This is a genomic window from Lactobacillus sp. UMNPBX16 (assembly GCF_002553775.1).
Classification (GTDB): Bacteria; Bacillota; Bacilli; order Lactobacillales; family Lactobacillaceae; genus Lactobacillus; species Lactobacillus crispatus.
Genome location: NZ_PCYU01000003.1, coordinates 34,058 through 53,401, shown reverse-complemented (window position 1 = coordinate 53,401; position 19,344 = coordinate 34,058). Strand labels below are relative to the sequence as shown.

19 protein-coding genes and 2 pseudogenes are annotated in these 19,344 nt (G+C 35.8%); 4 read left to right on the top strand and 17 right to left on the bottom strand.

The genetic code is table 11. The features are described from left to right. Positions 1-24: 24 nt before the first annotated feature. Complete coding sequence (locus CP367_RS00735) at positions 25-882, top strand: RluA family pseudouridine synthase (protein ID WP_005718094.1); 858 nt, start codon at positions 25-27, stop codon at positions 880-882. A gap of 54 nt (positions 883-936) precedes the next feature. Here CP367_RS00735 and ppsA read toward each other — a convergent pair whose 3' ends face one another. Both ppsA and CP367_RS00725 read right to left on the bottom strand, forming a co-directional pair. Further along, complete coding sequence (ppsA, locus tag CP367_RS00730; RefSeq protein ID WP_080543677.1) at positions 937-3,309, bottom strand: phosphoenolpyruvate synthase; 2,373 nt, start codon at positions 3,307-3,309, stop codon at positions 937-939. 16 nt (positions 3,310-3,325) lie between these two features. Next, the gene (locus CP367_RS00725; RefSeq protein WP_089146099.1) at positions 3,326-3,931 is read right to left on the bottom strand and encodes a histidine phosphatase family protein; all 606 of its coding nucleotides are present in this window, start codon (positions 3,929-3,931) and stop codon (positions 3,326-3,328) included. 431 nt (positions 3,932-4,362) lie between these two features. Between CP367_RS00725 and CP367_RS00720 the strand changes: the two genes are divergently transcribed. Then, positions 4,363-5,115, top strand: coding sequence for an MIP/aquaporin family protein (locus tag CP367_RS00720; protein ID WP_054832836.1), 753 nt, complete (start codon positions 4,363-4,365; stop codon positions 5,113-5,115). A gap of 137 nt (positions 5,116-5,252) precedes the next feature. Here the strand turns inward: CP367_RS00720 and CP367_RS00715 are convergent, their stop codons facing one another. Next, on the bottom strand, positions 5,253-6,071 hold the full coding sequence (locus tag CP367_RS00715; RefSeq protein WP_005723485.1) for a triphosphoribosyl-dephospho-CoA synthase: 819 nt from the start codon (positions 6,069-6,071) through the stop codon (positions 5,253-5,255). Between the two features lie 96 nt (positions 6,072-6,167). Here CP367_RS00715 and CP367_RS00710 point away from each other — a divergent pair, with 96 nt between their 5' ends. Continuing rightward, complete coding sequence (locus CP367_RS00710) at positions 6,168-7,277, top strand: acyltransferase family protein (RefSeq protein WP_005726482.1); 1,110 nt, start codon at positions 6,168-6,170, stop codon at positions 7,275-7,277. Here the strand turns inward: CP367_RS00710 and CP367_RS00705 are convergent. From CP367_RS00705 to CP367_RS00660, 11 genes and pseudogenes are all read right to left on the bottom strand, one after another. Next, positions 7,274-8,383: an ATP-binding protein gene (locus tag CP367_RS00705; protein WP_005726484.1), complete on the bottom strand. Its 1,110-nt coding sequence runs from the start codon at positions 8,381-8,383 to the stop codon at positions 7,274-7,276. The two genes, CP367_RS00710 and CP367_RS00705, sit on opposite strands and share 4 nt — an antisense overlap. A 217-nt stretch (positions 8,384-8,600) precedes the next feature. Next, a pseudogene (locus CP367_RS10915) lies at positions 8,601-9,068 on the bottom strand (MFS transporter); the annotation flags it as partial. A 30-nt stretch (positions 9,069-9,098) separates the two neighbouring features. Continuing rightward, positions 9,099-9,443 (bottom strand): MFS transporter, encoded by a 345-nt coding sequence (locus CP367_RS10910; RefSeq protein ID WP_233186505.1) that lies wholly within the window; start codon positions 9,441-9,443, stop codon positions 9,099-9,101. A 191-nt stretch (positions 9,444-9,634) separates the two neighbouring features. After that, positions 9,635-10,959: pseudogene (locus CP367_RS00695) on the bottom strand (RNA-guided endonuclease InsQ/TnpB family protein). A gap of 120 nt (positions 10,960-11,079) precedes the next feature. Then, positions 11,080-11,610, bottom strand: coding sequence for an MFS transporter (locus CP367_RS00690; protein ID WP_005726493.1), 531 nt, complete (start codon positions 11,608-11,610; stop codon positions 11,080-11,082). Between the two features lie 145 nt (positions 11,611-11,755). After that, on the bottom strand, positions 11,756-12,310 hold the full coding sequence (locus CP367_RS00685) for a hypothetical protein (RefSeq protein ID WP_089146098.1): 555 nt from the start codon (positions 12,308-12,310) through the stop codon (positions 11,756-11,758). A 66-nt stretch (positions 12,311-12,376) separates the two neighbouring features. Then, the gene (locus CP367_RS00680) at positions 12,377-13,009 is read right to left on the bottom strand and encodes a hypothetical protein (protein ID WP_089146097.1); all 633 of its coding nucleotides are present in this window, start codon (positions 13,007-13,009) and stop codon (positions 12,377-12,379) included. A gap of 85 nt (positions 13,010-13,094) precedes the next feature. After that, a complete protein-coding gene (locus tag CP367_RS00675) occupies positions 13,095-13,418 on the bottom strand; it encodes a bacteriocin immunity protein (RefSeq protein ID WP_005723493.1) in 324 nt (107 codons plus the stop codon). 33 nt (positions 13,419-13,451) lie between these two features. Further along, positions 13,452-14,075 (bottom strand): garvicin Q family class II bacteriocin, encoded by a 624-nt coding sequence (locus tag CP367_RS00670; protein WP_013086764.1) that lies wholly within the window; start codon positions 14,073-14,075, stop codon positions 13,452-13,454. A 221-nt stretch (positions 14,076-14,296) separates the two neighbouring features. Beyond that, entirely contained in the window at positions 14,297-15,076 is a 780-nt protein-coding gene (locus CP367_RS00665; protein ID WP_013086765.1) for a LytTR family transcriptional regulator DNA-binding domain-containing protein, read from the bottom strand. Position 15,077: 1 nt separating this feature from the next. Further along, complete coding sequence (locus tag CP367_RS00660; protein WP_223845413.1) at positions 15,078-15,911, bottom strand: GHKL domain-containing protein; 834 nt, start codon at positions 15,909-15,911, stop codon at positions 15,078-15,080. A 198-nt stretch (positions 15,912-16,109) separates the two neighbouring features. On the opposite strand from CP367_RS00660, the gene CP367_RS00655 reads away from it, so the two are divergent. Then, positions 16,110-17,288 carry an IS256 family transposase gene (locus CP367_RS00655; protein WP_013085675.1) on the top strand — a complete coding sequence of 393 codons (1,179 nt, stop codon included), beginning with the start codon at positions 16,110-16,112 and terminating at the stop codon, positions 17,286-17,288. Between the two features lie 94 nt (positions 17,289-17,382). Here the strand turns inward: CP367_RS00655 and CP367_RS00650 are convergent, their stop codons facing one another. The 3 genes from CP367_RS00650 to CP367_RS00640 all read right to left on the bottom strand — a co-directional run bounded on the left by CP367_RS00650 (position 17,383) and on the right by CP367_RS00640 (position 19,198). After that, a complete protein-coding gene (locus CP367_RS00650) occupies positions 17,383-17,694 on the bottom strand; it encodes a hypothetical protein (protein ID WP_089146174.1) in 312 nt (103 codons plus the stop codon). A 198-nt stretch (positions 17,695-17,892) separates the two neighbouring features. After that, complete coding sequence (locus CP367_RS00645; RefSeq protein WP_013086768.1) at positions 17,893-18,216, bottom strand: bacteriocin immunity protein; 324 nt, start codon at positions 18,214-18,216, stop codon at positions 17,893-17,895. A gap of 70 nt (positions 18,217-18,286) precedes the next feature. Beyond that, positions 18,287-19,198 (bottom strand): prenyltransferase, encoded by a 912-nt coding sequence (locus CP367_RS00640; protein WP_089146172.1) that lies wholly within the window; start codon positions 19,196-19,198, stop codon positions 18,287-18,289. Between the last annotated feature and the right edge of the window lie 146 nt (positions 19,199-19,344).

The window sequence follows — 19,344 nt, the reverse complement described above, 5'->3', positions numbered from 1 at the left end:
CTAGATTAGACTTAAGAAATTATTATGAGTTTCCATTTTACACTTTTTTACCCAGAAAATCTTGCTCCGGCATCTGTCAATGAAGTACTACGTCAACTTTTAATCCCTCGCAAGTGGCGTCATTTTTTGCGAATTGAACAAAATATTTTAGTTAACGGCAACTATCGCTATTTTAATCAAAACATTTTACCTGGTGATAAAATTGAAATTAACTTGGATCATGTTGAAAGTGATCAACAGGCTTATGCACCAAGCGGTAAGATGCCCGATGTTATCTATGAAGATGATAATCTTTTAATTATTAATAAGAAAAAAGGGCAAAAAACGCACCCTAATCTAAATGAAACTAATACTGCTCTGAACGATTGTACTACTTATCTTGGTCAGAGTCCCTATATTGTTCATCGATTAGATATGTTAACTGGTGGTTTACTTTTAATTGCTAAAAATCCTGCAGTTGTACCTATTTTAAATCGTGAATTAACCAGCAAAATTTTTCACCGCGATTATTTAGCTAAAGTTATCAATGCTGATCACTTAGCTGAAAGAGGTACGATTAATGCCCCAATTGGTCACGATCCACTTGATCAACGCAAACGCAAAATCGATCCTACTGGATTAAGAGCAGTTACTCATTATCAAGTTTTACAAAAAAATGATGACAATACTGCGATTGTCAAATTGACGCTTGAAACTGGTCGTACACACCAGATTCGCGTTCACCTTGCCTCTTTAGGAAGTCCTATTGTAGGCGATCCTTTATATAACCCTGATTTTGCCAGTGAGAGATTAGCCTTAGATGCTTACGAAATTTCATTAGTTCAACCTTACTCTTTTACTAAATTAAATGTAAAATTGCCCAAAAACAAAATTGAACTCTAAAAAAGCCTTTGACTGCAATACTGCAATCAAAGACTTTTCATCAAATTATAAATTTTACCAATTATATTCATTTGGATCCTTTTTACCTAAGCCAGTTGCATGATCAAGGAGGATCCTCTGCTCATAATGAGCTACATTTAGCTTAGTCGCCTTCACCATGTCAGGGTTAACTGATACAAAATCAATGCCACTTCTGACTAAAAATTCAGTAAATTCTGGATATTCTGATGGTGCTTGACCACAAATCGAAACCGTCTTACCATCTTGATGAGCAACCTTTATCAAGTGTCTAATCGCCCTTTTGACGGCAAGATTTCTTTCATCAAAAAGATCAGCAATCACATCATTATTCCGATCGCACCCCAGTAAAAGCATCGTTAGGTCATTTGAACCAATTGAATAACCATCAATAAATTGATTGAACTGGTCCGCCAAAATAATATTAGCTGGAATTTCAGCCATCATGTAAACCTTGAAGTCTGCGCTTCTAACTAAACCTTGTGTCCGCATGATTTCCGTCACTTTGCGCGCTTCATCCACTGTTCGGCAAAATGGAATCATCACATGTAAATTCTTTAATCCGAACTCATCGCGCACCTTTTTTACCGCTTCAAGTTCCAATTTAAAAGCATTAATATATTTTGGATCATAATATCTAGAAGCACCGCGCCAGCCTAATAGGTCTGCTGGTTCATGCGGCTCATATTTGTCGCCGCCCTTTAAGTTGCGATATTCGCCAGACTTAAAGTCTGAAAAACGTAAAACTACTGGCCGTGGTGCCATTGCCCGCGCGACTTTACCGATTCCATTAGCTAGCTCGTTAACTACCCTCTCTGGATGACCAGTTTCAATCAAATAAAGGGGATGCTGGTGAATATAAGTCGTCCATAAAAATTCTTCGCGCATTAAACCAATCCCATCAGCTGGCAAAGATGCATATTTTTCAGCAAGATCAGGATCTCCTAAGTTCATCATAACTCTGGTTGCAGTTGGTGGGAAATATTCAACTGCAGCAGGCTCAGCTGGCTTTTCATCGACTTTTTTAACCGCGTCTTTAACAACTCCAGCATAAACTACACCATTTTTAGCATCGACGGTGACAGTCTCGCCGTTTTTCAAAGTTTTCGTAGCAGCTTGTCCACGGCTAGTTGTTCCAACTAAACAAGGTATCTGCATTTCACGTGATACAATTGCAGCATGACAGGTCATTCCACCATTATTGGTAATAATTGCGGCCGCCTTTTTCATTGCTGGCACCCAATCAGGCGACGTCATTAGAGTGACCAAAACCTCGCCCTGCTTAAATTCATTGATATCTTTTGGATCATCAATAATATGTACCTTGCCTGAGACAAAACCAGGTGAAGCTGGCAAGCCTTTTAACAATACTCGGTGTTCTGTAGTTGCTTCTTGTGGTGCATCGGTTTTCTCCTGCTTTTTCTTTTGTGACCAAACAGTTTCTGGGCGTGCTTGAACTAACCACAACTTATCATTTTGATCAAGTGACCACTCCATATCCATGTAGCAGCCATAATGTTTTTCAATTTCTTTAGCATAACCAGCTAATTCAATGATTTGCGCATCAGTCAAAGCAGGCTCATTCACTTGATCTGGTGCTACCTTTTGTTCAATTGTTCCTCCCGATGGCAATCTGATCAACTCAATTGGCTTTTTAGTCACCATTTTGTGTACAATCTTCATCGTATTTTTATCAACTACATAGTTATCAGGTGTAACAGTTCCAGACACCACGTATTCGCCTAGTCCCCAAGAGGCCTCAATCATAACCTTAGTGTCATCACCAGTTGCTACATTGACCGTAAACATCACACCAGCTGCTTTAGAAAAGGCCATCATTTGAATCGCAGCTGATAAAGCAACTTTTTCTTGTGGAAAGTTTTGTTTAATTCGGTAATAAGTTGCCCGGTCGGTGAAAAGAGAAGCGTAACATTCTTGCACCTTTTTCAAAACATTCTCACGACCATGAATATTTAAATAAGTATCTTGTTCGCCAGCAAAACTAGCATCAGGCAGGTCTTCGGCAGTTGCACTAGAACGTACAGCAACGAATGGCTCATTTTGGTGCATCTTTTGGGCTAAGCTATCGTAAGCACAGCTAATTTCTAAGGCTAAATCATTTGGCATCGGCGCTTCTATAATTAATTTTCTAATTTTGGTGCAAATTCGATGCAATTGCTCAGAATCTTCTGGATCAGTTAAAGTGGCCAATAATTTATCAATTTTTTGATTTAAATCAGAATAATTCATAAAGTGGCGGTAAGCTATGGCAGTAGTCGCAAAACCATACGGAACCGGGACATTCGTTTCAGAAGTCAGCTCACCTAATGAGGATGACTTACCACCGACTAAATCAACATCATCGCGATGCAATTGATCAAACCACAAAATATAATTATCTCTATTCATGCTTGTTCTCTTTTCGTTAACGCACAACTAACATTTCATTTTTAGCTGCTTTATTTAAAACCACATCTTTAGCGGGTGCTACATAACTTAAATATTTCAAGTTATTATCAACAGCAGACATTTTTACTATCCCGCAATTATCATATTCTTTAAAAGTTGGATTTACTCGCTGCGTAAATAACCTAAAAGCCGTCCCATGTCCAACAATCAAAATTGTATCGTTGGCATGGGTTGAATCAATGATTTTAGTGATCGCTCGTTCCATTCTTTCTTCAACATGTTGATCCGGCTCCATTGCGGCATTAATACGGCTAAAGCCACGTCGCCATGGCAACATGAATTCATCTTGTCCTTCATATTCACCATGAGATTTTTCATGCAGGTCACGCAGTCGCGTATAAGACAATTGATTATCAGTTATAATTTCTAAAGTATCGCTTGCCCTTTCCTGCTTTGAGCAAAATGCGGCATCAAAACTAATTTCTTTTTGCAAAAAATATTTCCGCACCGCTGTCGCCTGCGCTTTCCCTAATTCCGTCAGAGGAGAATCACAAGTACCTTGTATTTTATGATGCACATTGAACAAAGTTTGCCCATGTCGCACCAAATATATTGTTCTCATTAACTGCTACTCTCTTTCCTTTTATGCATATTAATTGTGAACAACTGTATAATACCACAATATTTTGAAAGCGCTTAAAGTTATATATTAAGTATATATAAAGCTATATACCAAATTTGTGAAATTAATATAATGATTATGCATTTATTTGTCAAAAGTAGATTTGGCATTATCTAGGGCTTGTTAAATAATGTTCATATTTGGAACGGTCTAATTTATTGAGTTGCTGGATAATTAGAAAATTGTGATGATTGCAACCAAATAGTAAATCTTTTTAATTAATTTAAAACTATTTAAAAGTTAGTGTTTTTTAATGCTATTTTCTTGCTTTTTTACAAAAAACTATATCTATTTTTCGAGTTAAGAGTATAATTTGTGGTTGTACTATTTTTCACTTATTTTTTCTACTAGAGGAGAAGAAAGTATCTATTATGGAACATACTTGGTTAATGAAGTATTTTGCCGAATTTTTCGGTACGATTATTTTAGTTGTTTTAGGTAACGGATCAGTTGCCAATTCTGTACTACGTGATACCGGTGGTAATAGCCGTGACGGTCAAGCCAATGGTGGGTGGCTCTTGATCGCCTTCGGTTTTGGGTTTGGAGTAATGCTCCCAGCCATGCTCTTTGGTTCAATTTCAGGGAACCACTTAAACCCTGCTGTTACCTTAGCTCAGGCTTGTTCAGGCGTCTTCCCATGGGATCAAGTAATGCCTTACATCTTGGTACAAATGCTTGGTGCCATCGTGGGACAACTAATCTTAGTAGCCATCTACTGGCCTTACATTGGCAGAACCACTAGTGATGATGCTGTTTTTGCCAGTTTTGCGACTGGTGATTCAGCTAACAGTAAGTTCAACGGTTTTATTACCGAATTCTTTGGCACTGCTATTTTGCTTTTCATCGCAGTTGGTTTATATCGTGGCATGTTCTTCAAGCAATCTGAAGACATTGCTAACATCGGGGTTGGTTTCTTAATTACTGCTTTAGTTATGGCAGTTGGTGGGCCAACTGGACCAGCTTTGAATCCAGCTAGAGATCTAGGTCCAAGAATTGTTTATGCTTTATGTCCTTTGCCACACAAAGGTTCAGCCCACTGGGATTACAGTTGGGTACCAGTGGTTGCACCAATTGCAGGTGGAATCTGTGGTGCATTATTATACAAAATTGCATTTGGATTATAAGAAAATATAAAAATGCTTATCAAAATCAGATAAGCATTTTTTGTTACTCTAATTAAGCCTCAAGCAAAATATTGAATTCTATTTTTCCTTTTAAATCTCAATGCAAAAAACAGCCTAGCCCAAGCTAGACCCCCCTGCTATATAACTCCACGTTGTAGCGCCATAAAAATAGTAACAATCAACAAATCTGCACTACCACCAAGACTATAATTCTTTTCTTTAAAAATCAAATTCAGTTTTTGCATAAAATTTTTACCATCTACAGTGCCATAACCGCCTAAATCCAAATATTTTTTAGCCTGCTCATGTGCCCAGGTAATTACTTCAATATTACCGGCTCTTTTGATCAAATTTGAGTCCTCAATCTCACTGACAATTTTCATCAAAGTATCTAACAAACGCACATTCAAATCGCCCGTTGTTTGAGACAAAAACGGCAATGCTACATCCCTCACTAAAGGATACCCTGCTTCAGCCTCTGCTCTTACGCCACCTTTGCCATATTGCAAAAATTGCTTTTCACCAGCAGTTTCCTGTTTTTGCCCTAAATCACGCTCAACTAATCCTTGAGTCATTGCTTGAATTACAGTGAACTCATCCTCGCCATTTTTTTCACAATAAGCACTAGCACATACAAACAATCCCAGCGAAAAAATTGCTCCCTTATGCGTATTCACATTTTTGGTTGCTTGAAACATTGCCTTTTCAGCTTCAATACCAGCTTGACGAAGTTGATTAAACATTTGGCGCAAATCTTTTCTCAGGAAATCAATACCAATTTGAGCTGACTGTTTAAAATATTTTTCCAAACTCAAACTGCTATCGATAAAAAGATAAACATTCATATCAAGGTGAGATCCTACGTCTACAGGATCAACCAGACCAGGTTTAGGATTAGTGACAACTTCATAAAGCAAAGCTTTTAACGCGTTTTGAGTGATTTTTTCTACTGTCATTTTTACTCCATCCAATAAATTGTTAAGTTAATTTTAGCATGTACTTTCTACTAATTTTCAAAAATGGCACAATAAGAAGTAGTGGGAGAAAAATTCATGAAAAAATATCAGTTCAAAACTTACCAAATTGCTGATATCGGCGATTATTTGAAAGTATTTGCTTGTACGGCAGTGATGGCACAGCCGATTATGGCGATGATCATGGGCATAGGACAGCCTACACATACGCAAGATATTTTTGGGATATTTTACAACTTAGTCAAATATACAGCACCAGCCTTTATTTTTGGCATTCTATATACCACGATTCGGACTAATGATGAACAGGGCAGTTTTTCATATCAAAAACATATGCAGAGTAATTGGTCCAACTTATTTGTACCGACTATTTGGTGGATGCTAATTTACTTGTTAGGGATGCCATGGCTACAACAAGTAAATTATTTTCATAATTTTGCTTCGTTATGCTGGCAATTTATCAATGGCAATGCAGCACCGCACCTGTGGTACAACACGATGATGCTGCAATTTATCATTTTGATGCCGCTATTTTGGTGGCTCAGCCGTTATGTGGATCATGATTTAAAACGTGGGATTTGGATTGCAGTACTCACTTTTATACTCTACTTTGCTTGGCTTTATTTTTATGACTACTACGTTTTTCATGGTATTCACGAGCACGATTGGTACTTACTCGACCGAATATTTATTTCGTTCTTCATTTATGGAGTTTACGGCGTATTAGCTTGGCAACTACGTAGCTATTATAATCAGCTAGTAACAAAATACTGGTGGTTAATTGTTTTTCTATTTGCTGTATGCTTTATCTGGACTAACATCGAACTGCAAAAATTTGGCCATCCCATCAACTTTAATAATGCGCCATACTATAAACCATCAATGACACTTTATTGCTTAGCCGTTATTGCACTTGTATCCGCATTTTGTTTACATCAAGTTAAGAAAAAATCACAAACCAGTTTAAAAGTATTCCACTTCTTGGCTACTTATGCTTATCGCGCATATCTATCCAATGTCTTTTGGAACCAACTTGTTTGGAGAGGATTAAACATGCAATATCATGCCACATTTCATCCCTTCCTAACCTTCTTTGGCACTTGGTTATTAACTTGGATTTTGTCATTTACCTCCGCTTACTTTTTACATGTTTGGTGGCTGAAAACTAAAAATCTAGTCCAGCATTAATCATCAATTTCGTATAATTCCTCTGCTTCTAACAGAAAATCTTTCATAAACGGCAGTGAAAATGCCACTTTACCATATCCTGCATCAACAATTACTTGACTATCAATTAAGCGTTGACGATATTGCGAAACATAATTTGGACTCTTTTTCATTTGGTGACGAATATCACTTATGTTCACAATATTTTTAGGGTTATGCGCCATAATAGATAAAAACTTTCTATCTATCGGTGATAGTTCAGAAATAATTTTAGTGTATGCATTACGAAATAGATCATTTTTAAACGATGAAATAGATTTCTCTATGCTTTGGTCTGTTACCTTATCAGCAGAATTTTGCCAGACATAATAACCTAAGTCCTGAAATGCATAAGCATAACCTTTAGTCAACTTAGTCATTTTCATTAAAGTACTATTATCGATCTCTTTATTTCCTCTTTCAAACGCTTTTTGATAACGATATTTAATATCAAAAAGATCAAGTGGCCCTAATGGTACACGACCACTTCTTAACAGAAAAGTTAAGACATCATTGTTTTGCAACTCAGAAACATTTTTAGGCAAACCTGTCATCATAATATTAATAGGATATTTCTTTAATACCATTATTTGGTAAATAGAAGCTAAATTAACAATTTCAGGAGTTTCTTTAACCTCATCTATTGCAATTAATAAAGATTGACCATGACTCTTCAAAACTTTTAACATTTCTTCAAGTAACACTTGATAAGTAGACTGAGGATTTGACACGTGGATTTCCAGTTCAAAACCAAAGGCCGAAAACTTTACCCCATCAATATTGTTCAACGCCTTTTTTACTGGATTTGCCGCTTCCTGATATATACTTTGAATGAGCGTAGCAAGCAAATCGCTCGTCATGGCTAAGTAAATAACGATCCAATTATTTTTCTTTTCTAAAGTTGAAGTAATATCAGCAAGTAATGAAGTTTTGCCAACCCCGCGCATCCCATAGATCATTGACGTTTGATAAGGTCCAGTGCCACTTTCAAGTGATCTTACTATATCTTCTACTATTTTTTGTCGCCCTAAATATATTTTGGGAACTTTGCCAAAGTTAGGGTCAAATGGATTCATTATTTCAGACATGATTGATGTTCACCTGTTTTCATTATTTTAGTTGTTGTTTTTTAATTTTAGATCTCTTTAGATCTTATGTCTAATTTTAGATCTCTTTAGATCTTAAAATTACAAAAAAGCACTCCAAAAATCATATTCTCTTAATACACTTTACATTAAGCAAGTATCTTAAGTTTTATGCCAATATGTCTTCAAATAAAAAATTCAGCTTTCGCTGAACTTTCTTTTATCTCTTCTTCGGTACAAACACAAGAGCCAAGAATAAATTAATAATTATCAAAATTAGTAATATCATAAAGGTCCATTTAGAACCGACTGCTGTACCATTACCTACATGATTATTCTGCGCTAGCGCAATCAAAGTCCCAGCTAAAGCAGTCCCCAGTGCACCTGAAAACTGTTGCAGCGTATTAAAAATCGCATTACCTTGTGCGTGGCTAGCTTTACCTAAAGTAATCAAACCGTTAGTCATTAAACTGCCAAAGCACATCCCGTATCCGCTATAATAAAGAACATATAACAATACAATGGCAAGATTGCTTAATGGTGCCAAAACATTCATCAAAATTAAACTAGTCAAACTAGCAATTATTCCTATAATAATCGGCAACCGCGCGCCTTTTTTATCAAGCAGCTTGCCCGCTAAGGCCGCCATTAACGCATTAATTACCGCACCGGGAAAAGTAACCCCACCGGCTAATGAAACGGAACCATAATTGACAGCTTAGACACAGATTGGAAAGATAAAACCCAAAGCTAGCATCGCAATTTTGGCAAAGCAATAAGCTATTAACTGCATGCTAAAACGTAAATTTTTAAACAGTTGCGGACTAATCAATGCTGCTGTATCGGACCAAGATATTTTGAGCCAAATTAATAAACTAATAATTCCTAAGATTAAGAAGCCCCAAACTCGGATTGAGAAAAATGAATATTTAGCAATCCGCGTAAAGCCCAGCATTAAACAGACCAGCCCAATAGCCAAAGATAGCCATTGCACATACTTGAACTTCACTTTTTCAAGCGGATTAATCTGCCGAATTGAATAGCTTCCCGTAAATAGACTCAAGATAAGTCAACTACCCCAGAATAAATTCTGGGGCTTGGTGGCTGGCTCGTTAGCTTGCGCTAACCAGAACACCAACTTGCTTAGATACGGACTTGACTTACCAACAATAATCTTTTGACTATTGCCGATAGAGGTCGTCTAATTACCAAAGCCTTTTGAGTCCGCGAGTTGCTAGCGGACTGCAGCCTAGCTTAGGCTGCTTTTTTTATTTTAGAATTCTGCCAGTTGCCTAAGCCTTTTTCTAAGATGTTTACTGCCGCATTCCAATCACGGATATGATGCGTTTGACAGATTGGACAAGTCCATTCTCGATCCTTAAGCGTTAATTTCTTATAACCGTTTTGTCCCATAATACTGCCACATTGATGGCATCTTTGGGTGGTGTACTTAGGATCAATTGTTTTGAACTCTTTGCCATATAGGTCTGCCTTATATGCCAGCATGTTCAGAAAACTGCGCCAGCCAACATCAGAAATAGCTTGAGACAAGGCATGATTCTTTAACAGGTTCTTGCTTCTTAATTCCTCGGCAACTACTAAATCGTGGTTTTTGATTAGTGCAGTTGAGAGTACTTGCAAGAAGTCATTTCGCTGTCTGCGAATCTTATCGTGCAGTTTAGCGACTGCTAGACGCTGTTTTTGATAATTCTTGGCTAAGCGCAAATTGCGTCCCTCTTTCTTAGCTCTGCGCTGCCTGCGAGACAAGACACGTTGGGCATGGGCAAGCTTCTTTTTGGTTTTGCGATAAAATCGTGGATTAGCCACCATTGCTCCGTTAGATGCTGTTAAGAAATTATCAAGATTGAGGTCGATGCCAATTTGACTCTGCGTCTTAGGCAATTCCTTAACAAAGGCAATATCGCTGCCTAGTTGCATTGATAAGTAAAACTGGTCGTCAGCGGTCTTTTTAATCGTGACTGTGCCAATTCTAGTTGGGATATGATTAAGCAAACGCTCTTTAATCAATTTTCTAAAGCTGGCAATGCGGACAACGCCTAGCTTAGGCAATTTAACGTGCTTAGCATCAATAAATCTAGCTGTCCCGTTATCAAGAAAGGCTTCTGTCTGTTTAGGATACTGACAGTTGGTCTGATATGACCAATCACTACGTTTTTTGTGAAAAGTCGGAATTCCATGACCAAGCTTGCGATAGTTGTTCCAAGCTTTCTGATAGTTTTGAATCGCATTGGCAATAGCGAGACTGTCAATTTCTTTAACGCGTAAAAAGCTATAGGCATCGCGAATGTTCTTTGGCTTAGCCAATAACTCATTATCGGCGACTACTTCTTCTGCTAGCTTAGTCTCATAATTATTAAGAACAGAAAAGGCATTACTTGATATTGTCTAACAGCTAAGTAGCCCTTAGCCCGATAATTGTTCCGATTACGTCCTACATAAGAGTTGTAGACAAAACGCTGAGCATCATAATTTAGCTTGATGATTTTCTTTTGTTTAGAACTAGGATAAAAGCGTACTTTCAAGCCAAAATGGTAGGCTAAACTGCTCATTCTCTTCATGTGTTTCACCTCCTTCTGTAGATTAGATATTTATATTTTACAGGAAAATCGAACATATGTCTTCATTTTTTAATAAAAAAAGCTGACCATTAGGTCAGCTTGGCCCTATCCATCCCCGCATTAAAATACGGGGAATTTCCGGGCGTTTTTCATTAAAAATAGCGAAATAATGAAGATCCAGCGCCAATTAAGTGCATCGGTAATCATTCCGCCAAAAACTGGCCCTAAGGCAACGGCACAGGCAGTAATCATAGTGCCGATTCCCATCATAAAGCCTAGTTTTTCTTTAGGTACTTCAGCCAAGATAATATTGTACATTAACGGTAAGCCAATCCCCGTGCCGACTCCTTGCATTGCCCGTCCTAATAACAATAAATCAAAGCGCGGTGATAAAATATCGATGATTAGCCCCAAAGTAAACAAAAGAACTCCTAGAATAAAAATTTTCTTAGTCGAAATTCTTAATCTAATCTGTGAACTAATCGGTACGATAGTCGCAATTACCAATAAGACTAGTGTGTTTACCCACTGAACTTGATCAGTGGTAATCGAAAATTCTTTAATTAACGTTGGAAAAGTAACTGTCGTGGCTGTTTCATCCAATATTCCTAAAAATGAGAGCATCCCTGCCGACAAAATCGCTAATACCAAGCGTGGCGTAACTTTTTAGCCATTTTCCATCTTCTTTTCTAAATATAATCCACTTCAATGTTTTTGGTATAAGTTTATTATACTGTTTGCCGACTACCGTTCACAAAAAAATAAAGCTCAGTAATTCGCTGAGCTTTATCATGGATTAATGGCTAATATTTATGACTTCTTTTCCATCAAAATCACACAATTTTCTTAAAATGTTCGACTTAGGATTATATTCATAAAGAGTACCTGCATCTAAAATCCACTGATTAATTTGCACATAAGCATAATAAGAGCTATGTGCCTTAAACAATGTCAATTTATAAATATCAGCGTGCACATTTTTAGTAATGCTGTTTATCATTTTCCAATAATTAGCATCATCAACTTTGTGTTTCTTTTGATTATATAATGGCACTTCTTTCAATAGTCTTAAATGAATTTGATTTTTCTTAGTATACGTGTCAAAAATATTTGGACTAACCTTGATTCTTTCTGCCGTACTAAAATCACCCGTACTATGAGACTCACGTGTTTTTCCAATTGCAAGCACGTCATAGTTAGCAATCTTTTTAGCTTTAGAATTAATATTTACAGTTTGAACTCGAACCACAGTATTACTTTGCCCATAATTCTTGCTAAAAAATATTATCCCTATTCCAGCAATGATAAGAAGCACAAATATACTGCTAATAACTAATCTTTTCTTATGCATAAAAATTATTTTTTAGAAAAATAAAGCTCAGTCATTCGCTGAGCTTTACTACGTAATATCTTAATTTTACAAGCCAAATAATAACAAGTTCTTTCCTTCTACATTCATGGAACCATCCTTCTTAAGTTGATTCAATGAACGTAAAACAAAATCTCTTTGACTGCCACGTAACTTCTTAGCAGCTTTCATTGCAGCGTTAAAGTCACGTTTATTGTTTGCCTTTTTCAGGCTGGTATTTAATCTATTAGCAATTCGCTTGAGTGGCTTAGTCACACCTTGCATAGACTTGCTGTTTAGGTAGTAGTATTGCAAGAAAGCTTGAGTAGTCCAACTAGAATACTTCTTATCTTTTGATGCAACTAAGTATGCCGGAGCACCAGCGACGCGCCCTTTAACATCAAGTACCTTTTCTACTCTAAACTTGATCTTTTGTACATTTTTAGGACTGATGGTCTTAGCACCTTTAGCAAGAGTTACATTTTTGAACAACTTATTATAATTAGCTTTGCCGACATAGATTGGGGTTGCATCTTTGTCGTTAAGGATACGCATAACGTAACCTTCTTTGGTTAAACTAGCTTTATTTTTAACTGCAGATGCAGGAATAGTTGCAGCATTTACTGATACAGGTGCAACAGCTAATACACTAGCAGTACCAGCTACTAATAATGCACTCGTTACTAATTTTTGAAATTTCATTTTAAACACTACCTCTTTATAAAAAATGATAATTGCAAGTTGCTTAATTTATCTTTTGTGACTTGCAAATGCATTTTAACACACATTAGTGTACTGTATTCCAAGAAACTGGAATCGAAGTTAATCCCGTTGTCACACTTCCTGTACTTCCATGAATAAATTCACTAACTGGCTTTGGCGCTCTAAAATGGTGTGTCTGAATATACTGAGTAATTTGATAGCTTAGTCTGGCATAAATAGTTTGAACAGCTTCACCTTTTTCCGCCTTGTCGATTGCTTCATCAAACATTTTAATTAATTCTACATCATGCTCAACCTCAGGTGTAAAACGTACCTCTTCAAGTGCATTTTTAAAATCCATAATATCTGGTGAAAGTTCCGAATCTTGATCTTTCTTTTTGCCAAACATATTAAATCCCCCTATCAGTAATAGTATAAATCACTATCTATGATATTCAAAGCCATGCCAATGCGCATTTTCTGGCGCTTGTACCCAGCCACCACCTAATGCAGATTCTAATCCTTGGCGATTAACATCAAGTACAGTTTGCAATGGGCTTTTTGTTACATAGTAATGGAAGTTCCCTTTACTGTCTTTATAGCAATATCCATTTGATCCGTAGCCTACAATATAACCATGAGACTTACGATGTTTTCTCTTTTTACCCTTCACAAAAGTGATAAAAGGAGATACTTCTTGATCCAAATTATTATTTTCTACATCTTCATTAGATAATAATACAACATTGTTTTCTCTAACAGTTTTATTAAATAAAGTTAAAGCTTCTTGAATCTTATGAATAGTTTCTGGACTTAAAGTACATGATTTATTCGAAGTATCAAGCATATACTGATTATTTTCAATTTTAATATACTTATTTGCTTGTTGAATTTGTTCTTGGGTTAAACTATTGCCAGCCTTTACTGCTTGGCTAGCTTGTCCAACACTACTTTGCTGTTCAGCAGCGTACACAGTAAATGTAGCACTATTTACATCTGATACTAATAACATCCCTGCAACAACTGCAGATGACAGTAATAAGTTCTTCTTGTTGAAAATTTTCATTTTCTTTTCCCTCATAAAATCAACTTATATTTGACATTCATAAGTTACTCAACTACCTCTTCGTAACTTACATAAATTATGTTAGCACGGTACTATTCCATTCGAACTTTCTGTCATAAGCCGCTTATTGCGATACAAATTCAATTCATTAATTAAAATATGACACTAAAACAATGCAAATAAGAGTTAGAATAATCAAATTTACACGTATTGACTAATTTTTAAGATTGAATTTTATCATATAAATGTTGCATTCTTTTATACGCCGATTGTGAAAAATCAACAGTATCACCGTTTACAAACGTTACTTTGTACTTCGGCAAATCAATTAATTTTATATTTTTAGGATTGGCTAAACAAGATTGACTAATCTTTACTAAAGCCGCAGACTCCTTAGCATATTGATTGATACTGCCAAAGAATTGATTTTCGCCTCTTACATTCACCATAATTAGCTTATGTGGTGTTTTGGTGGTCGAAATATAAATAATATCATCAATATCTATGTTTCTCACTTGTCTTCCCACTTTATAATGAAAAGTTAGCTTTTCTGTATAATCAAAATTCTCAATATTTGAAATAGAAATTTCTAACGTAGCAACAAGCCGCTGTTTAAATCTATCATAATCTTCCTTATTTCTCGGTTTTACAATATAGTCAACAGGACCAAGTCTTCTCTCAAAAGAAATCAAAGACAAGTCGGCATGCGTCGTAATAAAGATAATCTGTGCCCTTTTATCCTGCGATTTAATCAACTCTGCCAAATCAAAACCATTATTTTGACCAACTTCTTGTCCTAGCTCGATATCTAACAAGTAAATGCCACCAGTATAGACATTCTTTTTCAAATACGTCTTTGCTTCTGAAAAAGTAGTGACAGAAGCTACATCAAAGGCAACAGCATGCTCATCAGAAATAATTTCTTCTGCTTTTCCAATCATTTTGACTATATCATTTATTTGCGTTTGATCATCATCACAAACAAATACTGGATATCTCATTCTATTCTTCCTCCATGTTCTCATTATCTGGCATAATCTCTAAATCAAAAGTAAACCAACCATCCTCAATTCCATAATTAATAAGCATGCATTCCTCATACTTAGATTCTATTCTCTTAATATTAGCCAGCCCAATTCCCGCATGATTTTTCTTAGTAGAATAGCCTTCCTTGCTTAAAATATTGGTAGACAATTTAGTATCATTCACTATTTTATTTCGAATTTTAAATTCAAAATTACCATCTTCTTGATAATACATTGCATCGACTTTAGCATTACTTTTATCACTAAATTTTCGACTCTCTTCGATAGCATTATTGAATGTAATCCCAATAATTCTGACTATATCTAAAATATTAACTGACTGTGGAATTCTATAGATTTCCACGTTACACCCAAAACTATAAGGGAATTGTTCATTATAAAGTTTAGCTAATTTAGTAATAGCAATACTTTTCAGCTCATCTACATGAATGTGATTAACATCTTGATATTTTCGAAGTGATTTATCATCAACCTGGGAATCAGTATATTTCGCAAGCTGTTGCACAACGGCTTTAATATTGCCTTCTTCTGCACTAATTCTCAAGCCATTTAAAATATCTTGATAATCATGTTTAAAATTACGAAGTTCATCTTCATTTTTATCAAGATAGTCAGAATATTCTTTTAATTGAGCAATTTCAGCTTCCATACGTTTTTGTTGCTGTTCCGTTTGTATCTCTTTTTGTATTTTTACAACACCCATATACAATAAAACTGCAAAAATTGCTTGAAAGACTAATAAGCCTAAAGAAAACTGTAAAACTCTTTTTGGCTCATTTTCAGAAAACACTAAATAATTTATTACATATCCTGTAATATATATATAAATTAATACTCCAACTAAAATAGAACTATTTTTGGAGACCGTAAAATAGTTTGTGTAAGGATGAATATTTCCTTAATTTTATTTCCCTGAATATTAGAAAAAGGAATCCTTTTCCCGTATGATTGATTTGAACGAAAAACATACTAGAAAAGAGATTCCTTCATGAATGATTTTACCAAAGATATGACTAATGCTCTATTCAATCAGGATAAAATTAATGATTTATTTAGACAAAAGCTCCAACAGGCTGTCAATGACCTGCTTGAATCCGAATTGACTGCCTTTTTAGGCTACAATCCTTATGAGCGCGATGGCTGGAATACCGGAAATTCTAGAAATGGTGCTTATTACCGCAAGGTTGATACGCAATTCGGACAAATAGAAATCAAAGTTCCTAGAGACAGAAACGGTGAGTTTCATCAACACACTATGCCAGATTATAAAAGGCATACTGATGTCTTAGAGCAAACTGTTATCAAGCTCTATTCCAAGGGCGTCACAACCCGAGAAATCGCTGATTTGATTGAGAAAATGTATGGCGGCTATTATTCTCCAGCTATGGTTTCCAATATTTCTAAAGAAATGATTCCCAAAGTTGAGGCATATCATCAGCGACATCTGTCAGATAAGTTCTTCTGCGTTTATCTCGATGCCACCTATATTCCTCTTAAGCGGGTCACTTATGAGCGCGAAGCAGTTTATATCGCCATCGGTATCAAACCTAATGGTCATAAAGAAGTGATCGACTACTGTATTGCGCCTACTGAAAATATTGAGATTTGGAGCGAAATGCTCAAAGGCTTCAAGAGTCGCGGCCTTGAACAGGTAGAGCTCTTCTTGTCTGACGGAGTAGTTGGCATGAAAGAGGCTATCTGCCAGTCCTATCCTAAAGCGCATTTTCAACGCTGCTTGGTACACGTCATGCGTAATATCAGTGCCAAAATGCGGGTTGACGATCGACAAAAAGCACTGGATGAATTCAAGCAGATTCATACTCAGTCAAACAAAGAAATGGCTGTACAGGTGCTGCATGAATTCTATCAAAACTGGGAAAAAGCCTACAAAAACGTAGTTAGAGATCTTAGACAGGTTGAGCCTGATCTGTTAACCTTTTACAACTATCCGCCAGCTATTAGAGCTTCAATTTACTCAACTAACATGATTGAATCCTTTAACAACAGGCTTAAGCGGAAAACCAAGCCTAAAACAGAATTTCCAACTGAGCAGTCGCTTGACACCTTTATTGGAGTTCAGGCAATGGATTACAATGACCGTTACTTTAACAGGATTCATAAAGGATTTGGGCAAGTTCGAGACACCCTAGAATCCTATTTTGATTAAAAGATAAATAAAAAAGTCAATCAACGAGAGAGATTATTTACACAAACTTCTTGACAGTCTCGAAAAAACAGTGAGTAATAATATCCAAAAAAAATTAATTACCATGATGGTTTCTATGATGGTTTCTATGATGGTTTCTATGATGCTTCCTTATACTTTTTTTATATACTTGCCAAAGAGGTTCAGAGTCAAATCCAATAAAATTCACAAAAGGACTATTAGCACTTTCACTGCTTTCAACAACATACTTTCCTAATTGTACATTTGACTCACCAACCACAGTAGTCGCATATTGTTTAACCGCATTTCCATCAGCTGCAGCATTTGCTTGCTTAGGCATAGCCACAAACATTACCACAACTCCTGCCAACATTAACAAACCAATCAAAAAGTTTTTCAATTTCATTATTTTATACCCCTTTTTTATCAATAAACGTAATTGGAGATATAATATCATATTTTTACCATTATGAAGCAATTCATCATATTTGCCTGCATTTGACATCATATTTGCAATAAAAAGACAGAGTAGTATTACCTGCTACTCTGTTTAATTAATCAATTATTTTTCAGTATTTGTCAATTTTATGCACATAAAAAATTCCTAATGTACTGTATTCCAAGAAACTGGAACCGAAGTTAATCCCGTTGCTACGCTTCCAGTACTTCCATGTAAGAATTCAGTGACTGGTTTAGGTGCTTTGAAATGATGCGTTTGAATGTACTGTGTAATTTGATAACTGAGACGACCATAAATAGTTTGAACAGCCTCACCTTTTTCAGCTTTATCAATTGCTTCGTCAAACATGTTAATTAATTCTGCGTCATGCTCAACTTCAGGTGTAAATCGTACTTCTTCAAGTGCATTTTTAAAAGCCATAATATCTGGTGAAAATTCTGAATTCTTATCCTTCTTTTTGCCAAACATAATTATTTTCCCCCCTCATTATCAATGAGTGTAATCCTCTATCTATGATATTCAAAGCCATAATTTTCCTCTAAACTAAAACCAAAACTGTGTAAATAGCTATATATGTAATGAAAAATATCGATAAATACTTAATCATTTGTAAATAGGTAGTTTGTTTATCCGGATGCTCAAAAAATTGTTTTAATTTTGGCCATAATATTGGCAACAAAAAACAACTAAAGATCAATGGCCATTTTGCCAAACCAAAAAGAACAACGATAATTGGAAACAGTAATCCCGCAATAATCAACGTCTTAATTATTTTAAGAGCATATTTTTTACCAGTATAACTGGCTAAAGTATGGCGCCCATTGTTTAAATCTTCATGCAAATCACAAGTATTATTAGCTAACTGCAAAGCATAGAAAATGAGTGTTAAAGGCAAACATCTTATTAGAGTAGTTAATGCTAAGTTCCAGGTCAAAGGATAAGTGCCGTAAATTGTGACATAGATACTTACTAGCATAATGAAATACGAAATAAAGAAAGATACCACAAATTCACAGATCGGTGTTGCATTCAGTGGCTTAGGACCCGCAGTGTAAAATATTCCAATGAAATATCCTACAACTCCCATTATTAGTACTGGCCAGCCGGTGCGATAAACCAAAATAATACCCGGAATCGCCGAAATAAAGTAACTAATCCACACTAAGTTTCTAACATCAGTTAAAGGTAACTTCAGACGTCCAATTGGATTTATATCAGTCAAAAAATGTCGATCTTTGCCATGAAGATAATCATAGTAATTATCAGCAATATTAACTGCTAAATCAAACAGAAAAACATCTACTAAGCACAGCAAAATGTTAATCAAATTAAACATGTGATATTGTTGAAACGACATTGCCGCGCCAAAGACAAACCAAATTACATTTAATGGCGCCGTATAAATCTCTGATAGTTGATAATATACTGGCCAAGATAAAACCTTCTTCATAGTAACTTATTAATCCTCCCATTTTTTTACTTACATCTTAGTCTTTTTCTAAAACAAAACATAGTTACTAATTTTGAAGATATTATCGCAAACTACTACTTTAGTTATTAATAGCTTTCATTACAACTGATGAAACTTCACCACTT

What these genes read in the sequence shown, in the direction of transcription:
- CP367_RS00680 (WP_089146097.1), bottom strand. Translation starts at nt 13,009, where the DNA reads ATGAAATTTCAAAAATTAGTAACGAGTGCATTATTAGTAGCTGGTACT.
- CP367_RS00705 (WP_005726484.1), bottom strand. Translation starts at nt 8,383, where the DNA reads ATGTCTGAAATAATGAATCCATTTGACCCTAACTTTGGCAAAGTTCCC.
- CP367_RS00735 (WP_005718094.1), top strand. Translation starts at nt 25, where the DNA reads ATGAGTTTCCATTTTACACTTTTTTACCCAGAAAATCTTGCTCCGGCA.
- CP367_RS00665 (WP_013086765.1), bottom strand. Translation starts at nt 15,076, where the DNA reads ATGAGATATCCAGTATTTGTTTGTGATGATGATCAAACGCAAATAAAT.
- ppsA (WP_080543677.1), bottom strand. Translation starts at nt 3,309, where the DNA reads ATGAATAGAGATAATTATATTTTGTGGTTTGATCAATTGCATCGCGAT.
- CP367_RS00685 (WP_089146098.1), bottom strand. Translation starts at nt 12,310, where the DNA reads ATGCATAAGAAAAGATTAGTTATTAGCAGTATATTTGTGCTTCTTATC.
- CP367_RS00650 (WP_089146174.1), bottom strand. Translation starts at nt 17,694, where the DNA reads ATGAAATTGAAAAACTTTTTGATTGGTTTGTTAATGTTGGCAGGAGTT.
- CP367_RS00710 (WP_005726482.1), top strand. Translation starts at nt 6,168, where the DNA reads ATGAAAAAATATCAGTTCAAAACTTACCAAATTGCTGATATCGGCGAT.
- CP367_RS00645 (WP_013086768.1), bottom strand. Translation starts at nt 18,216, where the DNA reads ATGTTTGGCAAAAAGAAGGATAAGAATTCAGAATTTTCACCAGATATT.
- CP367_RS00720 (WP_054832836.1), top strand. Translation starts at nt 4,363, where the DNA reads ATGGAACATACTTGGTTAATGAAGTATTTTGCCGAATTTTTCGGTACG.
- CP367_RS00675 (WP_005723493.1), bottom strand. Translation starts at nt 13,418, where the DNA reads ATGTTTGGCAAAAAGAAAGATCAAGATTCGGAACTTTCACCAGATATT.
- CP367_RS00725 (WP_089146099.1), bottom strand. Translation starts at nt 3,931, where the DNA reads ATGAGAACAATATATTTGGTGCGACATGGGCAAACTTTGTTCAATGTG.
- CP367_RS00640 (WP_089146172.1), bottom strand. Translation starts at nt 19,198, where the DNA reads ATGAAGAAGGTTTTATCTTGGCCAGTATATTATCAACTATCAGAGATT.
- CP367_RS00655 (WP_013085675.1), top strand. Translation starts at nt 16,110, where the DNA reads ATGAATGATTTTACCAAAGATATGACTAATGCTCTATTCAATCAGGAT.
- CP367_RS00715 (WP_005723485.1), bottom strand. Translation starts at nt 6,071, where the DNA reads ATGACAGTAGAAAAAATCACTCAAAACGCGTTAAAAGCTTTGCTTTAT.
- CP367_RS00670 (WP_013086764.1), bottom strand. Translation starts at nt 14,075, where the DNA reads ATGAAAATTTTCAACAAGAAGAACTTATTACTGTCATCTGCAGTTGTT.